The sequence below is a fragment of the Paraburkholderia phenazinium genome, assembly GCF_900100735.1.
Lineage (GTDB): Bacteria > Pseudomonadota > Gammaproteobacteria > Burkholderiales > Burkholderiaceae > Paraburkholderia > Paraburkholderia phenazinia.
On record NZ_FNCJ01000015.1, the window covers coordinates 1 to 16,256 of the forward strand.

The 16,256-nt window shown below is 60.6% G+C and carries 18 protein-coding genes; 14 read left to right on the forward strand and 4 right to left on the reverse strand.

Going from position 1 to position 16,256, the window contains the following annotated elements; all coding sequences use genetic code 11:
- Positions 1 to 30 precede the first annotated feature (30 nt).
- The 7 genes from BLQ92_RS39590 (at position 31) to BLQ92_RS27455 (ending at position 7,515) form a co-directional block, all read left to right on the forward strand.
- Entirely contained in the window at positions 31 to 327 is a 297-nt protein-coding gene (locus tag BLQ92_RS39590) for a hypothetical protein (protein ID WP_143016674.1), read from the forward strand.
- Between the two features lie 749 nt (positions 328 to 1,076).
- Entirely contained in the window at positions 1,077 to 2,618 is a 1,542-nt protein-coding gene (locus tag BLQ92_RS27430; protein WP_090689581.1) for a methyl-accepting chemotaxis protein, read from the forward strand.
- 216 nt (positions 2,619 to 2,834) lie between these two features.
- Positions 2,835 to 3,458 carry a trimeric intracellular cation channel family protein gene (locus tag BLQ92_RS27435; protein WP_090689084.1) on the forward strand — a complete coding sequence of 208 codons (624 nt, stop codon included), beginning with the start codon at positions 2,835 to 2,837 and terminating at the stop codon, positions 3,456 to 3,458.
- Positions 3,459 to 3,582: 124 nt separating this feature from the next.
- Entirely contained in the window at positions 3,583 to 5,349 is a 1,767-nt protein-coding gene (locus BLQ92_RS27440; protein WP_090689583.1) for a peptidoglycan D,D-transpeptidase FtsI family protein, read from the forward strand.
- 107 nt (positions 5,350 to 5,456) lie between these two features.
- Positions 5,457 to 6,047: a TetR/AcrR family transcriptional regulator gene (locus BLQ92_RS27445; RefSeq protein ID WP_090689086.1), complete on the forward strand. Its 591-nt coding sequence runs from the start codon at positions 5,457 to 5,459 to the stop codon at positions 6,045 to 6,047.
- Positions 6,044 to 6,943, forward strand: a complete 900-nt coding sequence (locus BLQ92_RS27450; RefSeq protein ID WP_090689087.1) for a haloalkane dehalogenase — start codon at positions 6,044 to 6,046, stop codon at positions 6,941 to 6,943. The genes BLQ92_RS27445 and BLQ92_RS27450 overlap by 4 nt, the downstream gene beginning before the upstream one ends.
- An 83-nt stretch (positions 6,944 to 7,026) precedes the next feature.
- Complete coding sequence (locus BLQ92_RS27455; RefSeq protein WP_090689089.1) at positions 7,027 to 7,515, forward strand: winged helix-turn-helix transcriptional regulator; 489 nt, start codon at positions 7,027 to 7,029, stop codon at positions 7,513 to 7,515.
- A gap of 103 nt (positions 7,516 to 7,618) precedes the next feature.
- On the opposite strand, the gene BLQ92_RS27460 is transcribed toward BLQ92_RS27455, so the two are convergent.
- Both BLQ92_RS27460 and BLQ92_RS27465 read right to left on the reverse strand, forming a co-directional pair.
- Entirely contained in the window at positions 7,619 to 8,635 is a 1,017-nt protein-coding gene (locus BLQ92_RS27460) for an AraC family transcriptional regulator (RefSeq protein ID WP_090689090.1), read from the reverse strand.
- 18 nt (positions 8,636 to 8,653) lie between these two features.
- Positions 8,654 to 9,277 carry a cysteine hydrolase family protein gene (locus BLQ92_RS27465; protein WP_090689093.1) on the reverse strand — a complete coding sequence of 208 codons (624 nt, stop codon included), beginning with the start codon at positions 9,275 to 9,277 and terminating at the stop codon, positions 8,654 to 8,656.
- A gap of 306 nt (positions 9,278 to 9,583) precedes the next feature.
- Between BLQ92_RS27465 and BLQ92_RS27470 the strand changes: the two genes are divergently transcribed.
- The 6 genes from BLQ92_RS27470 (at position 9,584) to BLQ92_RS27495 (ending at position 13,543) form a co-directional block, all read left to right on the forward strand.
- A complete protein-coding gene (locus tag BLQ92_RS27470) occupies positions 9,584 to 10,030 on the forward strand; it encodes an Ohr family peroxiredoxin (protein ID WP_090689094.1) in 447 nt (148 codons plus the stop codon).
- Positions 10,031 to 10,143: 113 nt separating this feature from the next.
- Entirely contained in the window at positions 10,144 to 10,590 is a 447-nt protein-coding gene (locus BLQ92_RS27475; protein ID WP_090689097.1) for an OsmC family protein, read from the forward strand.
- A 171-nt stretch (positions 10,591 to 10,761) separates the two neighbouring features.
- Entirely contained in the window at positions 10,762 to 11,151 is a 390-nt protein-coding gene (locus BLQ92_RS27480; RefSeq protein ID WP_090689098.1) for a VOC family protein, read from the forward strand.
- 159 nt (positions 11,152 to 11,310) lie between these two features.
- On the forward strand, positions 11,311 to 12,666 hold the full coding sequence (gene gorA, locus BLQ92_RS27485) for a glutathione-disulfide reductase (RefSeq protein WP_090689102.1): 1,356 nt from the start codon (positions 11,311 to 11,313) through the stop codon (positions 12,664 to 12,666).
- A gap of 65 nt (positions 12,667 to 12,731) precedes the next feature.
- Positions 12,732 to 13,094: a translation initiation factor Sui1 gene (locus BLQ92_RS27490; RefSeq protein WP_090689103.1), complete on the forward strand. Its 363-nt coding sequence runs from the start codon at positions 12,732 to 12,734 to the stop codon at positions 13,092 to 13,094.
- Positions 13,095 to 13,264: 170 nt separating this feature from the next.
- Entirely contained in the window at positions 13,265 to 13,543 is a 279-nt protein-coding gene (locus tag BLQ92_RS27495; RefSeq protein ID WP_090689105.1) for a hypothetical protein, read from the forward strand.
- A gap of 76 nt (positions 13,544 to 13,619) precedes the next feature.
- Here the strand turns inward: BLQ92_RS27495 and BLQ92_RS27500 are convergent, their stop codons facing one another.
- On the reverse strand, positions 13,620 to 14,582 hold the full coding sequence (locus BLQ92_RS27500; RefSeq protein WP_090689107.1) for a LysR family transcriptional regulator: 963 nt from the start codon (positions 14,580 to 14,582) through the stop codon (positions 13,620 to 13,622).
- 96 nt (positions 14,583 to 14,678) lie between these two features.
- Between BLQ92_RS27500 and BLQ92_RS27505 the strand changes: the two genes are divergently transcribed.
- A complete protein-coding gene (locus BLQ92_RS27505; protein WP_090689108.1) occupies positions 14,679 to 15,965 on the forward strand; it encodes an MFS transporter in 1,287 nt (428 codons plus the stop codon).
- Between the two features lie 77 nt (positions 15,966 to 16,042).
- Here the strand turns inward: BLQ92_RS27505 and BLQ92_RS27510 are convergent, their stop codons facing one another.
- Positions 16,043 to 16,246 carry a hypothetical protein gene (locus BLQ92_RS27510; protein ID WP_090689111.1) on the reverse strand — a complete coding sequence of 68 codons (204 nt, stop codon included), beginning with the start codon at positions 16,244 to 16,246 and terminating at the stop codon, positions 16,043 to 16,045.
- Between the last annotated feature and the right edge of the window lie 10 nt (positions 16,247 to 16,256).

Here is a 16,256-nt window from a genome sequence, read left to right on the forward strand (position 1 = left end):
CCGGCATCTGAAAAAAAGTGACTATAGCGGATGGCGGGGGTTTTCGCTTTTTTGCTGTACTTATTTGGCGATTTTTGCGGAAATGTGGTGTTTGTTGCACTTCATATTTTGGGTTTGGGTTTTCTTTTTTTTGGCTCCGCCGGGGTTGGTTTTTATTTTTTGTTTATGGTTTGGTTTGGGGTTTTTGTTGGTTTTATTATGGTGTTGGCCTTTCCTTGCTTTCTTATCGGTCTATTAGCTTCGCCCCTGTGCGGGGCGGCACTTACTTTCTTTGCCGCCGCAAAGAAAGTAAGCAAAGAAAGCGGGCTGAAAACCGCTAGCTTTTAGGTGTCCACCACTTGAATTAACCCGGAGTGGTCCGAAGACAAGATCCTCTCTCGCATTTTCCGCGTTAGTGACACAGCGCTCATTCATCCCGCCCGCACACTACGTGCGCGGCGGTTCGGTCACTCATGGGGATTGCCTGCCTCTCGTGAAAAATGGCCTCCGCAGTCCAAATGCGCCTATGCCAACGTAAACCTGAGAGCCCCTTTGAAACTAGAGAAAAGCATTCCGGAGAGGCTTGAATTGACGGGAAATTGGTGGTCCCCAAGCGCTTGAAGAAGGTGTTATGCCTATCGGCGGGGCGCGAAGCGCGACGCTGGAGCGGATGAATGCTTTGTCACTAACGCGGGAAATGCGAGAGACGGTCTTGTCTTCGGACCACTTCGATTTAATGTTAGTGGTGGACACCTAAAAGCTAGCGGTTTGAAGCCCGCTTTCTTTGCTTACTTTCTTTGCGGCGGCAAAGAAAGTAAGTGCCGCCCCGCACAGGGGCGAAGCTAATAGACCGATAAGAATGCAAGTAAAGGCCAACCCCATAAGAACACACCCAAAAATCGCCACAGGCAAACAAAAAACCCAACATTAATCAGACAAAAGAAAAAAGCAAAAACCTAGGGTTTCCCCGTGCTACGCAAAAAACCGCCGAAAGCCGTTAAACAGCATAGGCAAAGCATCCAGAGCCCGCCGCAGGCGAAAAAGCCCGTAAACCTTGACCGACCACCCCAACAGATGGAAACAGCACCATGCAAACCATGACCTTGAACAAAAAACTCGGGTCGATGATCGTCGTGTTATGGATCGGCATGATCCTGATCGGCGGCTTCGGTGCGTGGCAGAACCGCGCGACCATGATCGCTGAGCGCCGCGATCAGCTCACCGCCGTCGTCCAGCAGTCCATCAGTATCGTCAACCACTACTACACGCTGTCCCAGCAACACACCCTCACCGAACCCGACGCCCAGAAGCAGGCCCTCGCCGACCTCGCGTCCGTCCGCTACGGCACAGACGGCTACGTCTCGGTGAGCAATTCGCAGTCGATCATGCTGATGCACCCCATCAAGCCCGAACTCAACGGCAAGGACATGTCCGGGTTCACGGACCCCGCCGGCAATCATCTGTTCCTCGATCTCGTCAAGGCCGGCAACCAGGTCGGCGGCGGCTTCTACAACTACCTGTGGCCTAAACCCGGTCACGATCAGCCAGTCGCGAAAACCACCTACGCGCTGCGCTTCGCCCCCTGGGACTGGAACGTCACGAGCGGTATGTACATGGACGACGTCCAGCACGCCTTCTACGCCAATCTGCTGGTCTGGCTCGCCATCACCGTCGTGCTCGGCGGCATCGCCAGCATCGTCATGATGCTCGTGCTGCGCAGCGTGCGCCGTACTCTCGGCGGGGACCTCGAAGTCGCCGTCGTCGCTGCGCAACGTATGGCCGGCGGCAATCTCGCCGTCCGCGTGCCGGTCAACGATCGCGACGCCGGTAGCCTGCTGCATGCCCTGCATACGATGCAATCCGCTCTCGTCGAAACCGTGTCGCGCGTGCGCACCGGGACCGAGAACATCAACATCGGCGCTACCGAAATCGCCGCCGGCAACACCGATCTCTCACAACGCACCGAACAACAGGCCTCCGCCCTCGTCCAGACCGCGTCGAGCATGGATCAGATGACCGTCAACGTGAAGCAGAACGCCGACAGCGCCACCCAGGCCGCGCAACTCGCCGGCCAGGCCGCGGATGTCGCCACGCGCGGCAGCCGCGTCGTCGACGACGTGGTGCGCACCATGGGCGAAATCACCCATAGCTCGCGGCAGATCGGCGACATCATCGGCGTGATCGACGGCATCGCCTTCCAGACCAACATCCTCGCCCTCAACGCGGCCGTCGAAGCCGCCCGCGCCGGAGAACAGGGCCGCGGCTTCGCCGTCGTCGCCGCGGAAGTGCGCAGCCTCGCCCAACGTTCGGCCACCGCCGCCAAGGAAATCAAGGCACTGATCGAAACCTCGACGCATACCGTCGAGGCCGGCGCGTCGTTAGTCGCCAACGCCGGTTCGACCATGGGCGAGATCGTCCAATCGGTACGTCGCGTGAACGAAATTCTCGAGGAAATCAGCCACGCCTCGCGTGAGCAAAGCGCAGGCATCGAACAGGTCAATCGCGCCGTCGGGGAAATGGATCAAGTCACGCAGCAGAATGCGGCGCTTGTCGAAGAGGCCGCCGCTGCCGCTCATTCGCTGAAGGATCAGGTCAGCGTGCTGCGCGAGGCCATCTCCAGTTTCGCGCTGCCGGCCTGAGCAGCCGTATCGACGACACGTCTGAGCACGCGAGCCGATGCCCCGCGCACAACGCCGGCAGCGGCAAGCAACTTAAGCAGAATTTGGCATCCCCGAATTCTCCTTAACGAATTTTCATCCTGCCTCCGCGCTTCGCATAATGGCCCCTTTTCACGCGCCAGCCGCCGGCTCTACCCAAGAGCCTAAGCGGCCGGCGCGACGACGAAGGTTTTCGCCATGTTGCTCCACACCCTCTATCTGATCGCGATCGTCGCTGAAGCCATGTCCGGCGCACTGATGGGCATGCGCCGCGGCATGGACCGCTTCGGCCTGTGTCTCGTCGGCACCGTCACCGCACTGGGCGGCGGCACGGTGCGCGACGTCTTGCTCGGCCACTATCCGCTTGCGTGGATCTCGCATCCAGATTACGTTCTTATTACAATCACGGCTGCAGCCGCTGCCGCGGCCGGTGCGAAGTGGCTGCGCAACCTGCAAGGGCTGTTCGTGAGCGTCGATGCGATCGGCCTGATTGCGTTCACCATCATCGGCTGCGATATCGCCGCCACGGTAGGCGTGAGCCCCTTGATCGTCGCGCTGGCGGGCGCGATCACCGGTGTATGCGGCGGCATGTTGCGCGATCTGCTGTGCAACGAGATGCCCTTGGTGCTGCGCCAGGATCTCTACGCCAGCATCGCGTTAGCGGCCGCGGCGCTCTATCTGGGCCTGCAGTACCTCGGCGTTGCGCAGGGGCCGGCGTCGCTGGTGGTGCTGGTCAGCGGCTTCACCGTGCGCATGCTGGCCGTGCGTTTTCACTGGCAGCTCAAGGTCTTCACCGCCGCCGATACGGGCGGCGCACACTAACCCGGCGCGCGCCCAGCGCGTGCGCCGCAGCACAAGGAGCACGCTCGAGCAGCGCCGATCGAATGGCCAGCCCCGCCTCATCGCCGGTCGCCGCCGGTCATATCCGCTGCTCGTATCCGCATTCATGATCCAGAAGAAAAAATCGCAGCCGCACGACCCGTACGCGCCGGTCGCCAAAAATCCTGTGCTCGCATCGACTCTGCCGATGTGGCGCTCAAAATTCGTCATCCTGCTGGTGTTCGCGGCCTTCGCGTCGCTGGCAGCGCGCGCCTTCTGGATCCAGGTGGTCAATCAGGATTTTTATGTCGGGCAGGGACAGAAGCGCTATCAACGCACCATCGAACTCGACGCGACGCGCGGCCGGATTGTCGACCGCAACGGTTCGATGCTGGCGGTCAGCCTCGCGACGTATGAGATCTGGGCCACGCCCAAGCTGCTCGAGGAAGTGAGTGTCGCGCCGCTCGCCACCCTGCTCGAAGTGCCGCTCGCGGAGTTGCGGCGGCGTCTGGCCGGCGACAAGGCGTTCGTGCTGCTCAAACGCCAGGTGGACGCGGACACGGCGAGCCGGATCGACAAGCTGGGCCTCGCCGGTATCACGCAGATCGTCGATTCGAAGCGCTTCTATCCGGAAGGCGAATCGGCTGCGCACGTGGTCGGCTTCACGGATATCGAGGATCAAGGCCAGGAAGGCGTCGAACTCGCCGCCAACCAGCAGTTGAACGGCGAGGCCGGCCAGCGCGAGGTGATCCGCGACCGGCTCGGCCGGGCTGTGTCGGACACGCGTCCGCTCGTGCCGGCGCATAACGGCGCGACGATCCGCCTGACCATCGACCGGCGCATCCAGCAACTGGCCTACGCGCAACTGAAGGCAGCGATTGCGAAGCACAGCGCAGAGGCCGGCAGCGTAGTGGTGCTGGACGCGCGCAACGGCGAGATCCTCGCGCTGGCGAACTACCCGAGCTTCGATCCGAACGACCGCACCCGGCTGAGCGGCAAGCAACTGCGCAATCGCGCGGTGGTCGATACTTTCGAGCCTGGATCGACCATCAAACCGGTGGTGGTGGCGTTGTCGATCGACCAGGGCAAGGTCAGGCCGCAAACCCTGATCGATACCGCGCCCGGCTGGTACAAGATTGGACCGGCGGTGATTCACGACACCTCGAATCATGGCGTGATGACCGTCGCGGAAGCGCTGCAGAAGTCGAGCAATATCGCGCTGGCCAAGCTCGCGCTCAACCTCCCCGCCGAGACGATCTGGAACAAGTACCAGGAATACGGGTTGGGCCGCCGGCCCGAGCTGACCTTCCCCGGCGCCGCGGCAGGCAAGGTTCGGCCGTTCAAGCGCTGGCGACCCATCGAGCAGGCGACGATGGCTTACGGCTACGGCTTGTCGACTTCGCTGCTGCAGCTCGCGCAGGTGTACACCGCCTATGCCAACGACGGCACGCTGCATCCGGCGCGCTTGTTGCTGACGGACCCGCTCGATCGCGAGGCGGGTGGCGAGGCCGGTGAAGTCGACGGCATCACCGGCCCGCTGGCGGCCGGCGCTGAACACGCGGTGACGACGCCTGCCACCGCGCGGGCCATCCGCGAGATGCTCGAAATGGCGACTGGACCGGGCGGCACGGGACGCGCCGCTGCGGTTGAAGGCTACCGGGTAGGCGGCAAGACCGGGACCGCGCGCAAACAGATCGGCGCCACCTATGCGAAGAACCGCTACCGCGCGCTGTTCGTCGGCATGGCGCCGATGAGCAATCCGCGCCTGATCGTCGCCGTGATGATCGACGATCCGGTTGGGCGAGCGTTCTACGGCGGCCAGGTCGCCGGCCCGGTGTTCGGCGCGGTGACGGGTGGCGCGCTGCAGTTGCTGGGGGTTCCGCCGGACGCCTGACGCCTGACGCCGCGAGGAATTCCCCTTTCTCGCTGCTCAAAAAATAGGCTTGACATGGGAATGCGCACGACTGTATTGTGAATCGATACGCACGAGTGTATTTACCCATGAGCAAACCCTCCTTTCGCGAAGACATTCTTAATGCCGGCCTGGAGGTGATGCTTCGGGCGGGATACGAGGGTGCGAGTGTGCGGGACATCTGCGCAGCGGCAGGTGCTCCGCACGGTTCCTTCACCAATCACTTCCGTTCCAAGGAGGCGTTTGCGAACGAAGTGCTCGACCGCTACTTCGCTCATACCAAGGAACTGGTCAAAGAGGCCTTGGACGACAAGTCTCTTTCCCCTCGGCTGCGTCTCAAACGGTATCTGGACATCATCAGCGGCGTGCTGGCAGACGACCGGTGGAACCGCGGATGTTTGATCGGCGATTTCAGTCTAGAGACCGCCACTCAGAGCGAACTGCTGCGCGAAAGACTGGAGGCCATATTCCAGGAATGGCGCGATCCGTTTGCTTCGTGCATCGCCGAGGCTCAAACCGCAGGTGAAATCGATTCGGCATTCGATCCGCTCGATCTCGCCGAATTCCTCCTGTCTTCATGGGAAGGCGCCATTCTCCGGATGAAGGTCGAACGTGGGCCCGCCGCGCTCGACCGCTTCAAGAACATCGTTTTCCAAACAGTATTCAAGGAGCTGAGATGATCATGCTTTTTGATGTTGAATTGGCGAAGGTGAACGTTCTGGGTTCCACCATGGCCTATCGCGAAGCCGGAGATCCTGAAGCACCAGTCGCGCTCTTTCTGCACGGGAACCCAACCTCGTCCTACATATGGCGAAATATCATCCCGCTGGTTGCGCCCGTGGCGCATTGCATCGCGCCGGATCTGATTGGATTCGGGCAGTCGGGCAAGCCGGATATTGAGTATCGGTTTGCTGATCATGTCCGGTATCTGGACGAGTTTCTCGTCAATGCTGGAATCTCGTCAGCGTTCGTCATAGCGCAGGACTGGGGAACTGCTTTGGCATTTCACCTGGCAGCTCGCAGGCCAGAGTTTATGCGTGGGCTTGCTTTTATGGAGTTCATCCGGCCGATGTCTACGTGGGACGATTTTCACGCGGATGCGCGCGAGACTTTCCAGAAGTTCAGGACGCCTGGGGTGGGTGAAGAGATGATTCTGGAAGGCAATGCGTTCGTGGAGCGGGTTCTTCCTGGGGCAACGGTGCGCAAACTCACGGATGAGGAGATGGCTGTCTATAGAGCGCCGTTTCCTACTCCCGAATCGCGGCGGCCCACCTGGCGTTTTCCCAATGAACTGCCTATCGCGGGGGAGCCGGCTGATGTGTATTCAATGTTGGAGGAGGCGCACCGCGCCTTAGCGGAGTCGTCTTATCCGAAGCTGCTTTTTACGGCTAATCCGGGGGCTTTGGTGTCGCCCTCAGTTGCTAACAGTTTTGTGAATAAACTTAAGGAGTGCAGAGTTGTTGAACTTGGGGCTGGAATTCATTACTTGCAGGAGGATCATGCTGAGGTCATCGGCGCCACGGTTAATGAATGGCTAGCTGGACTGTGTGCTATCAGGGGTTCCCGGACGACATGACCGCAGCACCAGCGCCCCGCATAGTGCTATCATTGATATGATTATCATATTTAGCAAGCGTTGCGATTTCGCGGGAGGTTCGAATGGCTGTATTGCCTGAAGTGAGCGACACGCTGTGCCCGGTCGCACGGTCTCAGGCTGTCATCGGCGATCGCTGGGCTGTCCTGATCGTGCGAGAGCTGTTCATGGGCAATCGACGCTTTGACAGCCTGCTGGCGCAGTCGCAGGCAACCCCGCAGATGCTGTCCGCTCGCCTCAAAGGGCTCGAAGCGGACGGCATGATTCAGCGCAAGCGCTACATGGATAAGCCGCCCCGCTACGAATACGAGCTCACGGAGATGGGCCGGGCGTTCTACCCTGTCATCCTGGCGCTGCGCGAATGGGGCGAGACGTGGTGCAAGTCACCGGGCGAGGATATTGCGGTACGCTATACCCATCTCACCTGTGGCCACGATGCCGGCATCGGCACCGTCTGCCAGGCTTGTGGTGAAGCATTGAGACGCGAAGATCTGAAGGCCGAATTGAGCCCCTCGTACGCGCAGGAGCGCGCTGCACGACAGGATGCAACGTAAGCGCTGAAGTCTGCCTGACGCAGGTCTGACGCTTGCGCTCCACCAACCTTCGGCACGTGAGAGCTTCACCCCGGACCGGGGCGCACGACTGGTAGCCCCGTGTTCACTCGCCCGCACGATCGCGCTCCCCAGCTCCGTCTGCTCCGTCGTCCGATAAATGCGGAACACCGCCTTTAAGCGGGTGCTGCCGCCACTCGCCCGGCGTCATGCCCATCCGCTGAGCAAACACGCGCCGAAACGCCGACACCGACTGATACCCGACCAGATCGGCAACCGCCTCGGTGGACAAGGTGGATTTTCGCAGCGCGTTCGCTGCGGTGCTCATTCGGGTATCGGTCAGCAGATCCATCGCGGAGCAGCCGAGACTGGCCTGGAATTGCCGCATGAACGTGGCGCGCGACATGCTGCATAGTCCGGCCAGTTCCGGCAGCGTCCACGCTCGAGCTGGGTCGTTGAATATTGCAGCGGCCGCAGGCGCAAGCCGTGGGTGGGCGGCGAGCGCCAGCACCCCGGTACGCGCCTGACCGGCCTCACCGGCCGCCCGCAGCGTCAACGCAAACAGCGCAGACGAAAGCGCGTTCAGGACCGCGCCGCTGCCCACCTGGTTGTCCATCGTTTCGGCCCGCATCAGCCCGACGAGCCGGCTCAGGCGTTCGGCCTGCGGCAGGCTCTGTGCAGCGATGCCGATGTCTTCGGTGCGCACCACGAGTTCCGACGGCAGATAGCTGCGGACTAAACGATCATGAGGTGGCGCGACGACAAATCGCCCGCACAGCATATCCAGCGCCTCGCCAGCGGCGCCATTTTCGCTAACAAGGAGACTGCCCGAAGCGCGTTCCCTGGCCGGAACCGGTGTCGCGCGGCTGCCGTCGTGCAACACGTGCGCCGAACCGTGCGGCAGTAACGCGATGTCGCCCGCCCGTAATTCATAGGTTGCCCCATTGTCCGAATTCTCGAGTACGGCCCTGCCTGTCAATATGACGTGGTACGGGATTTCTTGAGCGCCCGCCTGGGTGTATTCCTTTAGCCACGGTGCCCCCAACGCGCACCGAGCTTCCACCTTCCCGGTGACGGTCACGAGTTCCATGAAACGGCTGAGCCAGTCGGTCTGGCATTGCATATCGGACACGCTCGTGGCTCAGGCAGGAAGTGCGGCAATCAATTCGACCGTCGTCAGGATTTCATGGGCGAAAGTCGGGCCGTTCAGATCGTGCGCCGCGCGCATCATTTCCCTGGTGAAAGCGGCCGTTGCGTCTCGCACGAGCGTGACGTGATAGCCCAGTTCCATGGCGAAGCGGCTCGTGGACTCAATACATGTATTCGCCAGCAGGCCGACGACGATCACGTGCGTGATGCCTTGCTGTTTAAGCTGAAAGTCGAGATCGGTGTTGGCAAACCCGCTTTGGCCCCAGTGCTCCTGAACGATGATGTCGCCTTCCTGCGGCACAAAGTCAGGATGCCATTCTCCGCCCCACGTACCCTTTGCGAAGGTGTGGCGTTGCTGCACAAGGCGTTGAGTCGGATTCGGATGATCCCAGTTGTCGTAATCGCCAGGTTGCCAGCGGCGATGCGGAACGTAGACCACCTGAATATCGGCTTTTCGCGCAGCATCAACCGCAGCGCGGAGGTTGTCGAGCAGACGGACATCCGCGGCGATGTCGCGAAGCATCGGAAACAGCTTGCCGCCATCCGAGAGAAAGTCGTTATACGGGTCGACCAGCAACAGTCCGGTGCGCTCCGCGTCATATACGGGGTTGGACATTTCAGCCATCCATTCAGAAAGTGGGTGCGAACAGGGTCGCGTTGCGCAGTCGGCGCCGGACTGCTTTTGTCGGACGATTCATGACGTCTCACGCATCGCATGCCGTGAGCAAAGAATATAACTATGATATTCATACCGTCAAGCGCGACGTGGCTTTATCGCCGATTTCTGGAAAGTTGACGGTTCACAGCACCGCCGATCACGGATTGATCCTTTCGAGCACACCTTTGACCCATTCGCGACTCGGCGAGCGTCACGCCTCAATTTAAAGTGGCGGCTCCTATCCACACATCGAAGGAGTCACAAATGAGCAAGATCGAACAAGTCCTCTTCTCAGGCAACAGCCACGGCACGATCAATCACGATCCCAATGTCCAGCGCGGTGAGTACGGCGTCCTCGACCTCCAGCTGTCAGCGCCCGGCGGTGACAGCCGCGAGTTCATCGCCACCGGGCTGCACCCGAGAGCCGAGCAGTTGTTTTCGGGCGCGTGGTCGGCCTGTTACATCAGCGCGTTCGAGATTGCGGCCTCGATGAAGAAGGTCACGCTGCCGTCCGACTATTCCGTCGATATCCAGGTAAGCATTGGCTCGACCGGCGCCGGACATTGCCTCGGCGCCCAGTTCACCATCCGCGCGCCGGGTCTGGCAACGGACGCCGTCGAAGCAATCGCGCACCTGGCCCATCAGATCTGCCCATACTCGAAGGCTGTGCACGGCAACATCGAGGTCGGCCTGAACGTCGTCACGGTGTGATCGGATAAGGCAAGGTCGTCATCCGCGCCCATTTAAAATCGCATGCGATTAAATCTTATCCGACATACAAAGCTCAACACCGCTTAACACTCTTGTTCACGAAGGAATGCATCATGGAAAAGATCGAAAAAGTCCTCGCCTCAGGCAACACCCACGCCACGGTCAATCGCGACCCCAAGGCCCAGCGCGGCGAGTTTGGCGTGTACGACCTCACGCTGTCAGCGCCCGGCGTTGAAAACCTGGAGTTCATCGCCACGGAGCCGCACCCGCGAGCCGAACAGTTGTTTGCGGGCGCGTGGTCAGCCTGTTACACCACCGTGTTCGGGATTGTGGCCTCGATGAAGAAGGTCACGCTGCCGCCGGACTATTCCGTGGACATTCAGGTCAACATTGGGCAGACCGGTACCGCGTGGTTCCTTGGCGCCGAGTTCACCGTTCGCGTGCCGGGTCTGGCTCAGGACGTCGTCGAGGAACTCGCGCATCTGACCCATCAGAGTTGCCCGTACTCGAAGTCTGTGCGAGGCAACATCGAGGTCAGCACGAACATCGTCACGGTGTGATCGGATAAAGCGTGCGCGTCTCACTGAACGTGACGCCGCGCGATAGCCTGTTCGCATGCCACTAGACCGTGAATCCCTCCCTGGCTGGGCCGTCGTGCATCGTCGCTCTTCATGCGCGACGGCCACAGCATCGGATGGTTCGTCGTTTATTTACTAAGGAAGATGGAAGCAATGTTCAGTCACGTAGTGGTCGGCACCAACGACCTGAAAAAAGCAAAGCGTTTTTACGATGCGTTGCTAGGCGCGCTCGGCTATGGTGAAGGTCTCAGCGATGACAACGATAAGCGCCGGCGCTATGTCTATCGCACCCCCACGTCGCTTTTCATCATCACCCAGCCGCTCAACGGTGAGCCGGCGACTCCCGCCAATGGCGGAACGATAGGCTTTACCTGCCAGTCGAGCGAGCAGGTCGATCGGTGGCATGCCGCCGGGGTCGCCAACGGTGGAACATCGGCTGAAGCGCCACCCGGTGTGCGTGAGGCTGCCTCTGGCAGCCTCTATCTCGCCTATCTGCGCGATCCGGACGGCAACAAGCTCGGCGCCCTGTATCCTGTGGGCTGAAGCGGGCGAAGGCGCCAAAGGTGCTCTCGGCGAGCGGCGGCGATAGCGGCAGTCAGGCGCCGCCGCAAGACCTCTACGAGGCGAAATAGCCGCTCAGCCTGCGCAGCGACAATGCCAAATCCTGAGATGCATGCAATACACTGAATAAGGAGTCTTGCCGTGTCGGGCTACGATTTTGACCTCTTTACCATCGGTGCCGGGTCTGGAGGGGTTCGCGCAAGTCGGCGAGCGGCTGGTTTTGGAGCGCGTGTCGCGATAGCGGAGCAACGTTTCCTGGGCGGCACGTGTGTAAATATTGGATGCATTCCGAAGAAACTGTTTTCTTATGCAGCGCATTTCAAAACAGATCTCAAAGACGCACGCGGCTATGGCTGGTCGTTTGAGCAGCCTACGTTCGACTGGCGCACGTTGCTGGAAGCAAAGAACCGCGAAGTTGAACGGCTGAACGGCGTCTACGGCGATCTGCTCAATCAGTCCGGCGTCGAGCTGATCAGGGGAAGGGCAAAAGTGACGGGCCCTCACACCGTTGAAGTTGACGGGCGCACGTTCACGTCCAGATATATTCTTGTCGCGACGGGAAGTAGCCCAACCGTACCGGAAATCGAAGGCGCCGAACATTGCATCACCTCTGACGACGCGTTCTTTCTGGACAGGCTTCCGGAGCGCGTCGTTGTGGTCGGGGGCGGTTACATTGCAGTTGAGTTTGCATCCATATTCAACGGCCTCGGTGTAGACACGACAGTGGTGTATCGCGGAGATCGCGTACTTAAGAGTTTCGACAAAGACCTCGGCCATTTCCTTGCGGAACAGATGACCAGGCGAGGCGTTCGCTTCCGCTTCAACACGGAAATACAAAAGATCGAGCGTGACGGTACGGCATGCAACTGCGTGACAAGCGGCAACGAGCGGCTGCCCTGTGACACGGTCCTGTACGCGACCGGGCGGCGACCGAACACCGCCGGGTTGGGTCTGGAGTCCGTTGGCGTAGCGCTTGCACCGAACGGGGCGGTCATGGTGGATAAGGCCTTCCGAACCGCTCAGGCATCCATATATGCGGTTGGAGACGTCATTCACCGAGTGCAGCTGACACCGGTTGCGTTGGCCGAAGGCATGCTCGTTGCGGATAGCCTTTTTAACCGCGGCGCCGAGCACATGGATTACAGTGGCATTCCAACCGCGATCTTTAGTCACCCGAATGTCGGTACGGTTGGGCTGAGTGAGGAACAAGCGATCGCATGTGGGTACCAGATCGACGTATACCGCAGCGTTTTCACACCGCTCAAGCATACCGTTTCGGCGTCCGGCGACAAGGTGTTGCTTAAGCTGATCGTCGACAGTAAAAGCGATCGTGTGCTCGGTGTTCACATGGTAGGTGACGACGCCGGTGAACTCCTCCAAGGTTTTGCCGTGGCGATCAAGTGCAAAGCGACGAAGGCGCAGTTCGATGCTACCGTGGGTATCCATCCCACGATCGCCGAAGAATTTGTCACGATGCGTACCAAGGTCGGCGCGTAAAACGCTCCGGGCCGCGGGCTCGGTTCGTCCGGACCCCGACCTTAGTTTCTTTGAGTAAGACAGTCATGAAGAGTAGTTCAAAAGGCGGCCTTGTTTATTCCACCGATGGTGGGCGAATGTGTCCCGAATGCCGGCAGCCGCTCGCGGAATGTGTCTGCAAAACGGTTGCCACGAAACTACCGGTAGGCGATGGCGTGGCGCGAGTCACTCGCGAGACTAAAGGCCGGGGCGGGAAGAGCGTGACGATCGTAAAAGGGCTAGCGCTCGATCCCCTCGCCTTGGCCTCGCTAGGCAAGCAATTGCGCACCGCCTGCGGTTCTGGTGGAACGGTTAAGGATGGCGTGATTGAAGTACAGGGTGACCACTGCGAGCGCGTCATCGAAGCGCTCCAAAAGTACGGCTACAAGGCGAAGCGAGCCGGGGGCTAATCGCCTCAGGAGGAACCCGCGCTGAGCTGCAGATCATCGAACCAGGCAACGGCCTGGAAGAATAAAAATGGCGCGTGAAGATGCAAGGTGCATAGCGCGCCAATTACTTTCTTTCAACCGTGCAATTGGCCGTACAATCTGGCGAAAATTTAATAGCTTCAGAGGAAGCAATGCTCGCCGCCGTATTCAAGCGCACCTTATCGTTGTTGATTCCCTCCGCATTGATCTTCTTCGTCATTCAGTACCATGAAACGGGCAGAGTGACTATCTTCGGAATAGCGGGGTACGTCTTTGCATTCCTGGTTACGGGCATGGCCCTCGATAGACTGAATGTGTGGTGGGGACAGCGCTTCGGGACACGCAAGGGCTCGAACATCGTGCAGGCTCTGTTCTGGCTCGCTGCGGCGGTCTGCATGTATTTATTTTTTCGCCACTTCGACCGCGCATGATTAAAGGCTACCGCATCCAAAGGTGAACGGCGCGCCAGCAAGACCACGGCATCTCCGCTGGGTCTAGAGCGCGGATTCAACCGCGCGATGCACCAGTTCTATTCGAATTTTTAGACGCCCGCTTGTCGCCATACGTCGTCAAGCCGCTTTCAGCCAGCACCGCGGTCAACGAACAACGCAGCAGTTCGACTGGCCGCATCAGCCGACCCGGCAGCGAGCCATGCACGAACCACACGTCGACACCCGTGCGGAAATCGACCGCATCGATCACCTGCAGCGCGTCGCGATATGCCGAACGCTCCACCACATCCGGCGTAGCGACGCCGATGCCTAGACCGCGCGCCACCAGCGATAGTTGGAGCTCCGAACCAAATGCTTCGACCGCGACGTTGAATGGCAAGCCAGCCGTTTCCAGCGCGCGACTCAACGCCGAGCGCATCCCGCATCCATTCTGGTTGAGCACCCACGCGTGTCTTGCCAGATCTGAAAGCCTCACTGGCGAATCGGGCAGGCCGAACGACCGCGGCGCGACGATCACAGTCGGCTGGAACGCGAGGGCGGTCGCGCGCATCGTGTCGGGTGGCATGAAATTCGAAGGCATCAGGACCACCGATGCATCCAGCGCCGCTCGTTCGACGCTTTGCAAGAGGCCCGGTGACCAGCCAGCTGTGATCCTCAGGGTGAGGCGCGGAAACGCGCTACGCAAATGGTCGACCGGTTTTTCCAGCGCGATATCGGCCAGAAACGGCGGCATGCCGATTCTCAGTTCGCCGGCTGGCTCGCTGTCGGCTGAGGCCACCGAGAGTAGATCGTCCACCGCGCCCAACACCGTGCGCGCGAGCGCATAGACCTCGTTGCCCGTGGCGGTAGGCTTGAGCGGCTTGCTCTGGCGATCGAGCAGCTCGGCACCGAGCGTGGTTTCGAGGCTCTGCACGCGCCGCGTCAGACCGGGCTGCGTCAGATGAAGACGCTCTGCGGCGCGCACCATCGAACCGCTCTCGACAACCGCAACGAACGCCTGCAGATCACGCGTGTTCAAAACAAACTCGCATACTTAATATGAACATATTTCAATAGTAGCATATATAGCAGGTGGCTAAGATGGGGCACGTCCAGTCCCCAGAGTTCCGCCTTGATGAAGCCCTTTGCTGAAACCCGCGCCGAAACACCCGCAACAATCGCCGCCGAAAGTCTCGCCGCCGAAAGTCCGCACGCGGATACGCTCACGCCGCTGCTCACCCTCTTCTTCGCGACGGCAGTCGGCGTGATCGTGATGAACCTGTTTGCTGCGCAACCGTTGACCGGAGCGATCAGCCGCAGTCTGCATCTTGCGCCGCAGTTCGCGGGATTAGCCGCGATGCTGCCGCAGCTCGGTTACGCGGTCGGTCTGGTGCTGCTAGTGCCGCTCTGCGATCTGCTGGAAAACCGCCGCCTGATCGTGCACACGCTGGTGTGCTGTGCCGTCTGCCTCGTAATCGCCATGTTCACCGATTCACGCCTGGTATTTCTGAGCGCGGTGTTCGCGGCCGGTGCGGCATCGAGCGTGATTCAGATGCTGGTGCCGATGGCCGCGTCCATGGCGCACGAAAGTCACCGCGGGCGCGCGGTCGGCAACGTGATGAGCGGTCTGATGCTCGGCATCCTGCTGTCGCGCCCCGCCGCCAGTCTGATCGCCGGAACGATCGGCTGGCGTGCGTTCTACAGCATTGCCGGGGCAATCGATGCACTGCTCGCCGCCGTGCTTTACACGCAGTTGCCGGTTCGCGTACCGTCAGTCTCGACGCGATATGGGACGTTACTGCGCTCGCTATGGACGCTGCTGCGCAACGAGCGCGTTCTGCAACGCAACGCCGTCTCAGCGGCTCTGGTGATGGGCGCATTCAGCGCGTTCTGGACCGCGATCGGCCTGCGGCTCGTGCAGCCGCCATTCAGCTTCGGGATGAAAGGGATTGCGCTCTTCGCGCTAGCTGGCGCGGCGGGCGCAATTGTCACGCCGCTCGCGGGACGCGCTGGCGATCGTGGCTTGGGCCGAAGGACATTGTTTGCCGGGCACGTGACGATGCTCGTTGCGCTCGTCGTCATCGGTGTCGCGGGCTCCGGGTGGGGAGGGTTTTCAGCGAGTGCGCATCCGCTGCTGGCGGTGCTTATGCTGGTGGCCGGCGCTGCCGCGCTGGACGCCGGCGTAGTCACGGATCAGACGCTGGGCCGCCGAGCGATCAACCTGATGAACCCGGCAGCGCGCGGCAGACTGAATGGGTTATTCGTCGGCGTGTTTTTTGTCGGCGGGGCCCTGGGTACGGTCTTATCGGGCGCGATGTGGGCGTGGGCCGAGTGGAACGGCGTGTGCGCGGTCGGCTTCGGTTTCACCGGCCTCGCGTTCGTACTCAGGTTAGCGGGCGCAGCCGGCAGTAGGGATGTTTGAAGACCTGGGAATCGGAATATCCCATTAGTCTTACTAACTTCTCGCCGCCGCCCTGCTGTATTCTGCACGGCGCTGCGTTACTCGAACTCAAAGCCTGCCGATGGCGAGTGAGACTCGTCCAGATAGCTCCCGCCGAAGTCGAGACCGGCCGTGTTGCCGAGCGACTCTGTTTGCAGCCATGCGTTGATCGCAAAGGTGGCGGAGGGATCGCCGCCGGACACGACGGGCAGCGTCAGGACGCCATGCTGCGCGTTTGCGGGGAGATGTGCGAGCCGAAGCATACAATGTCGC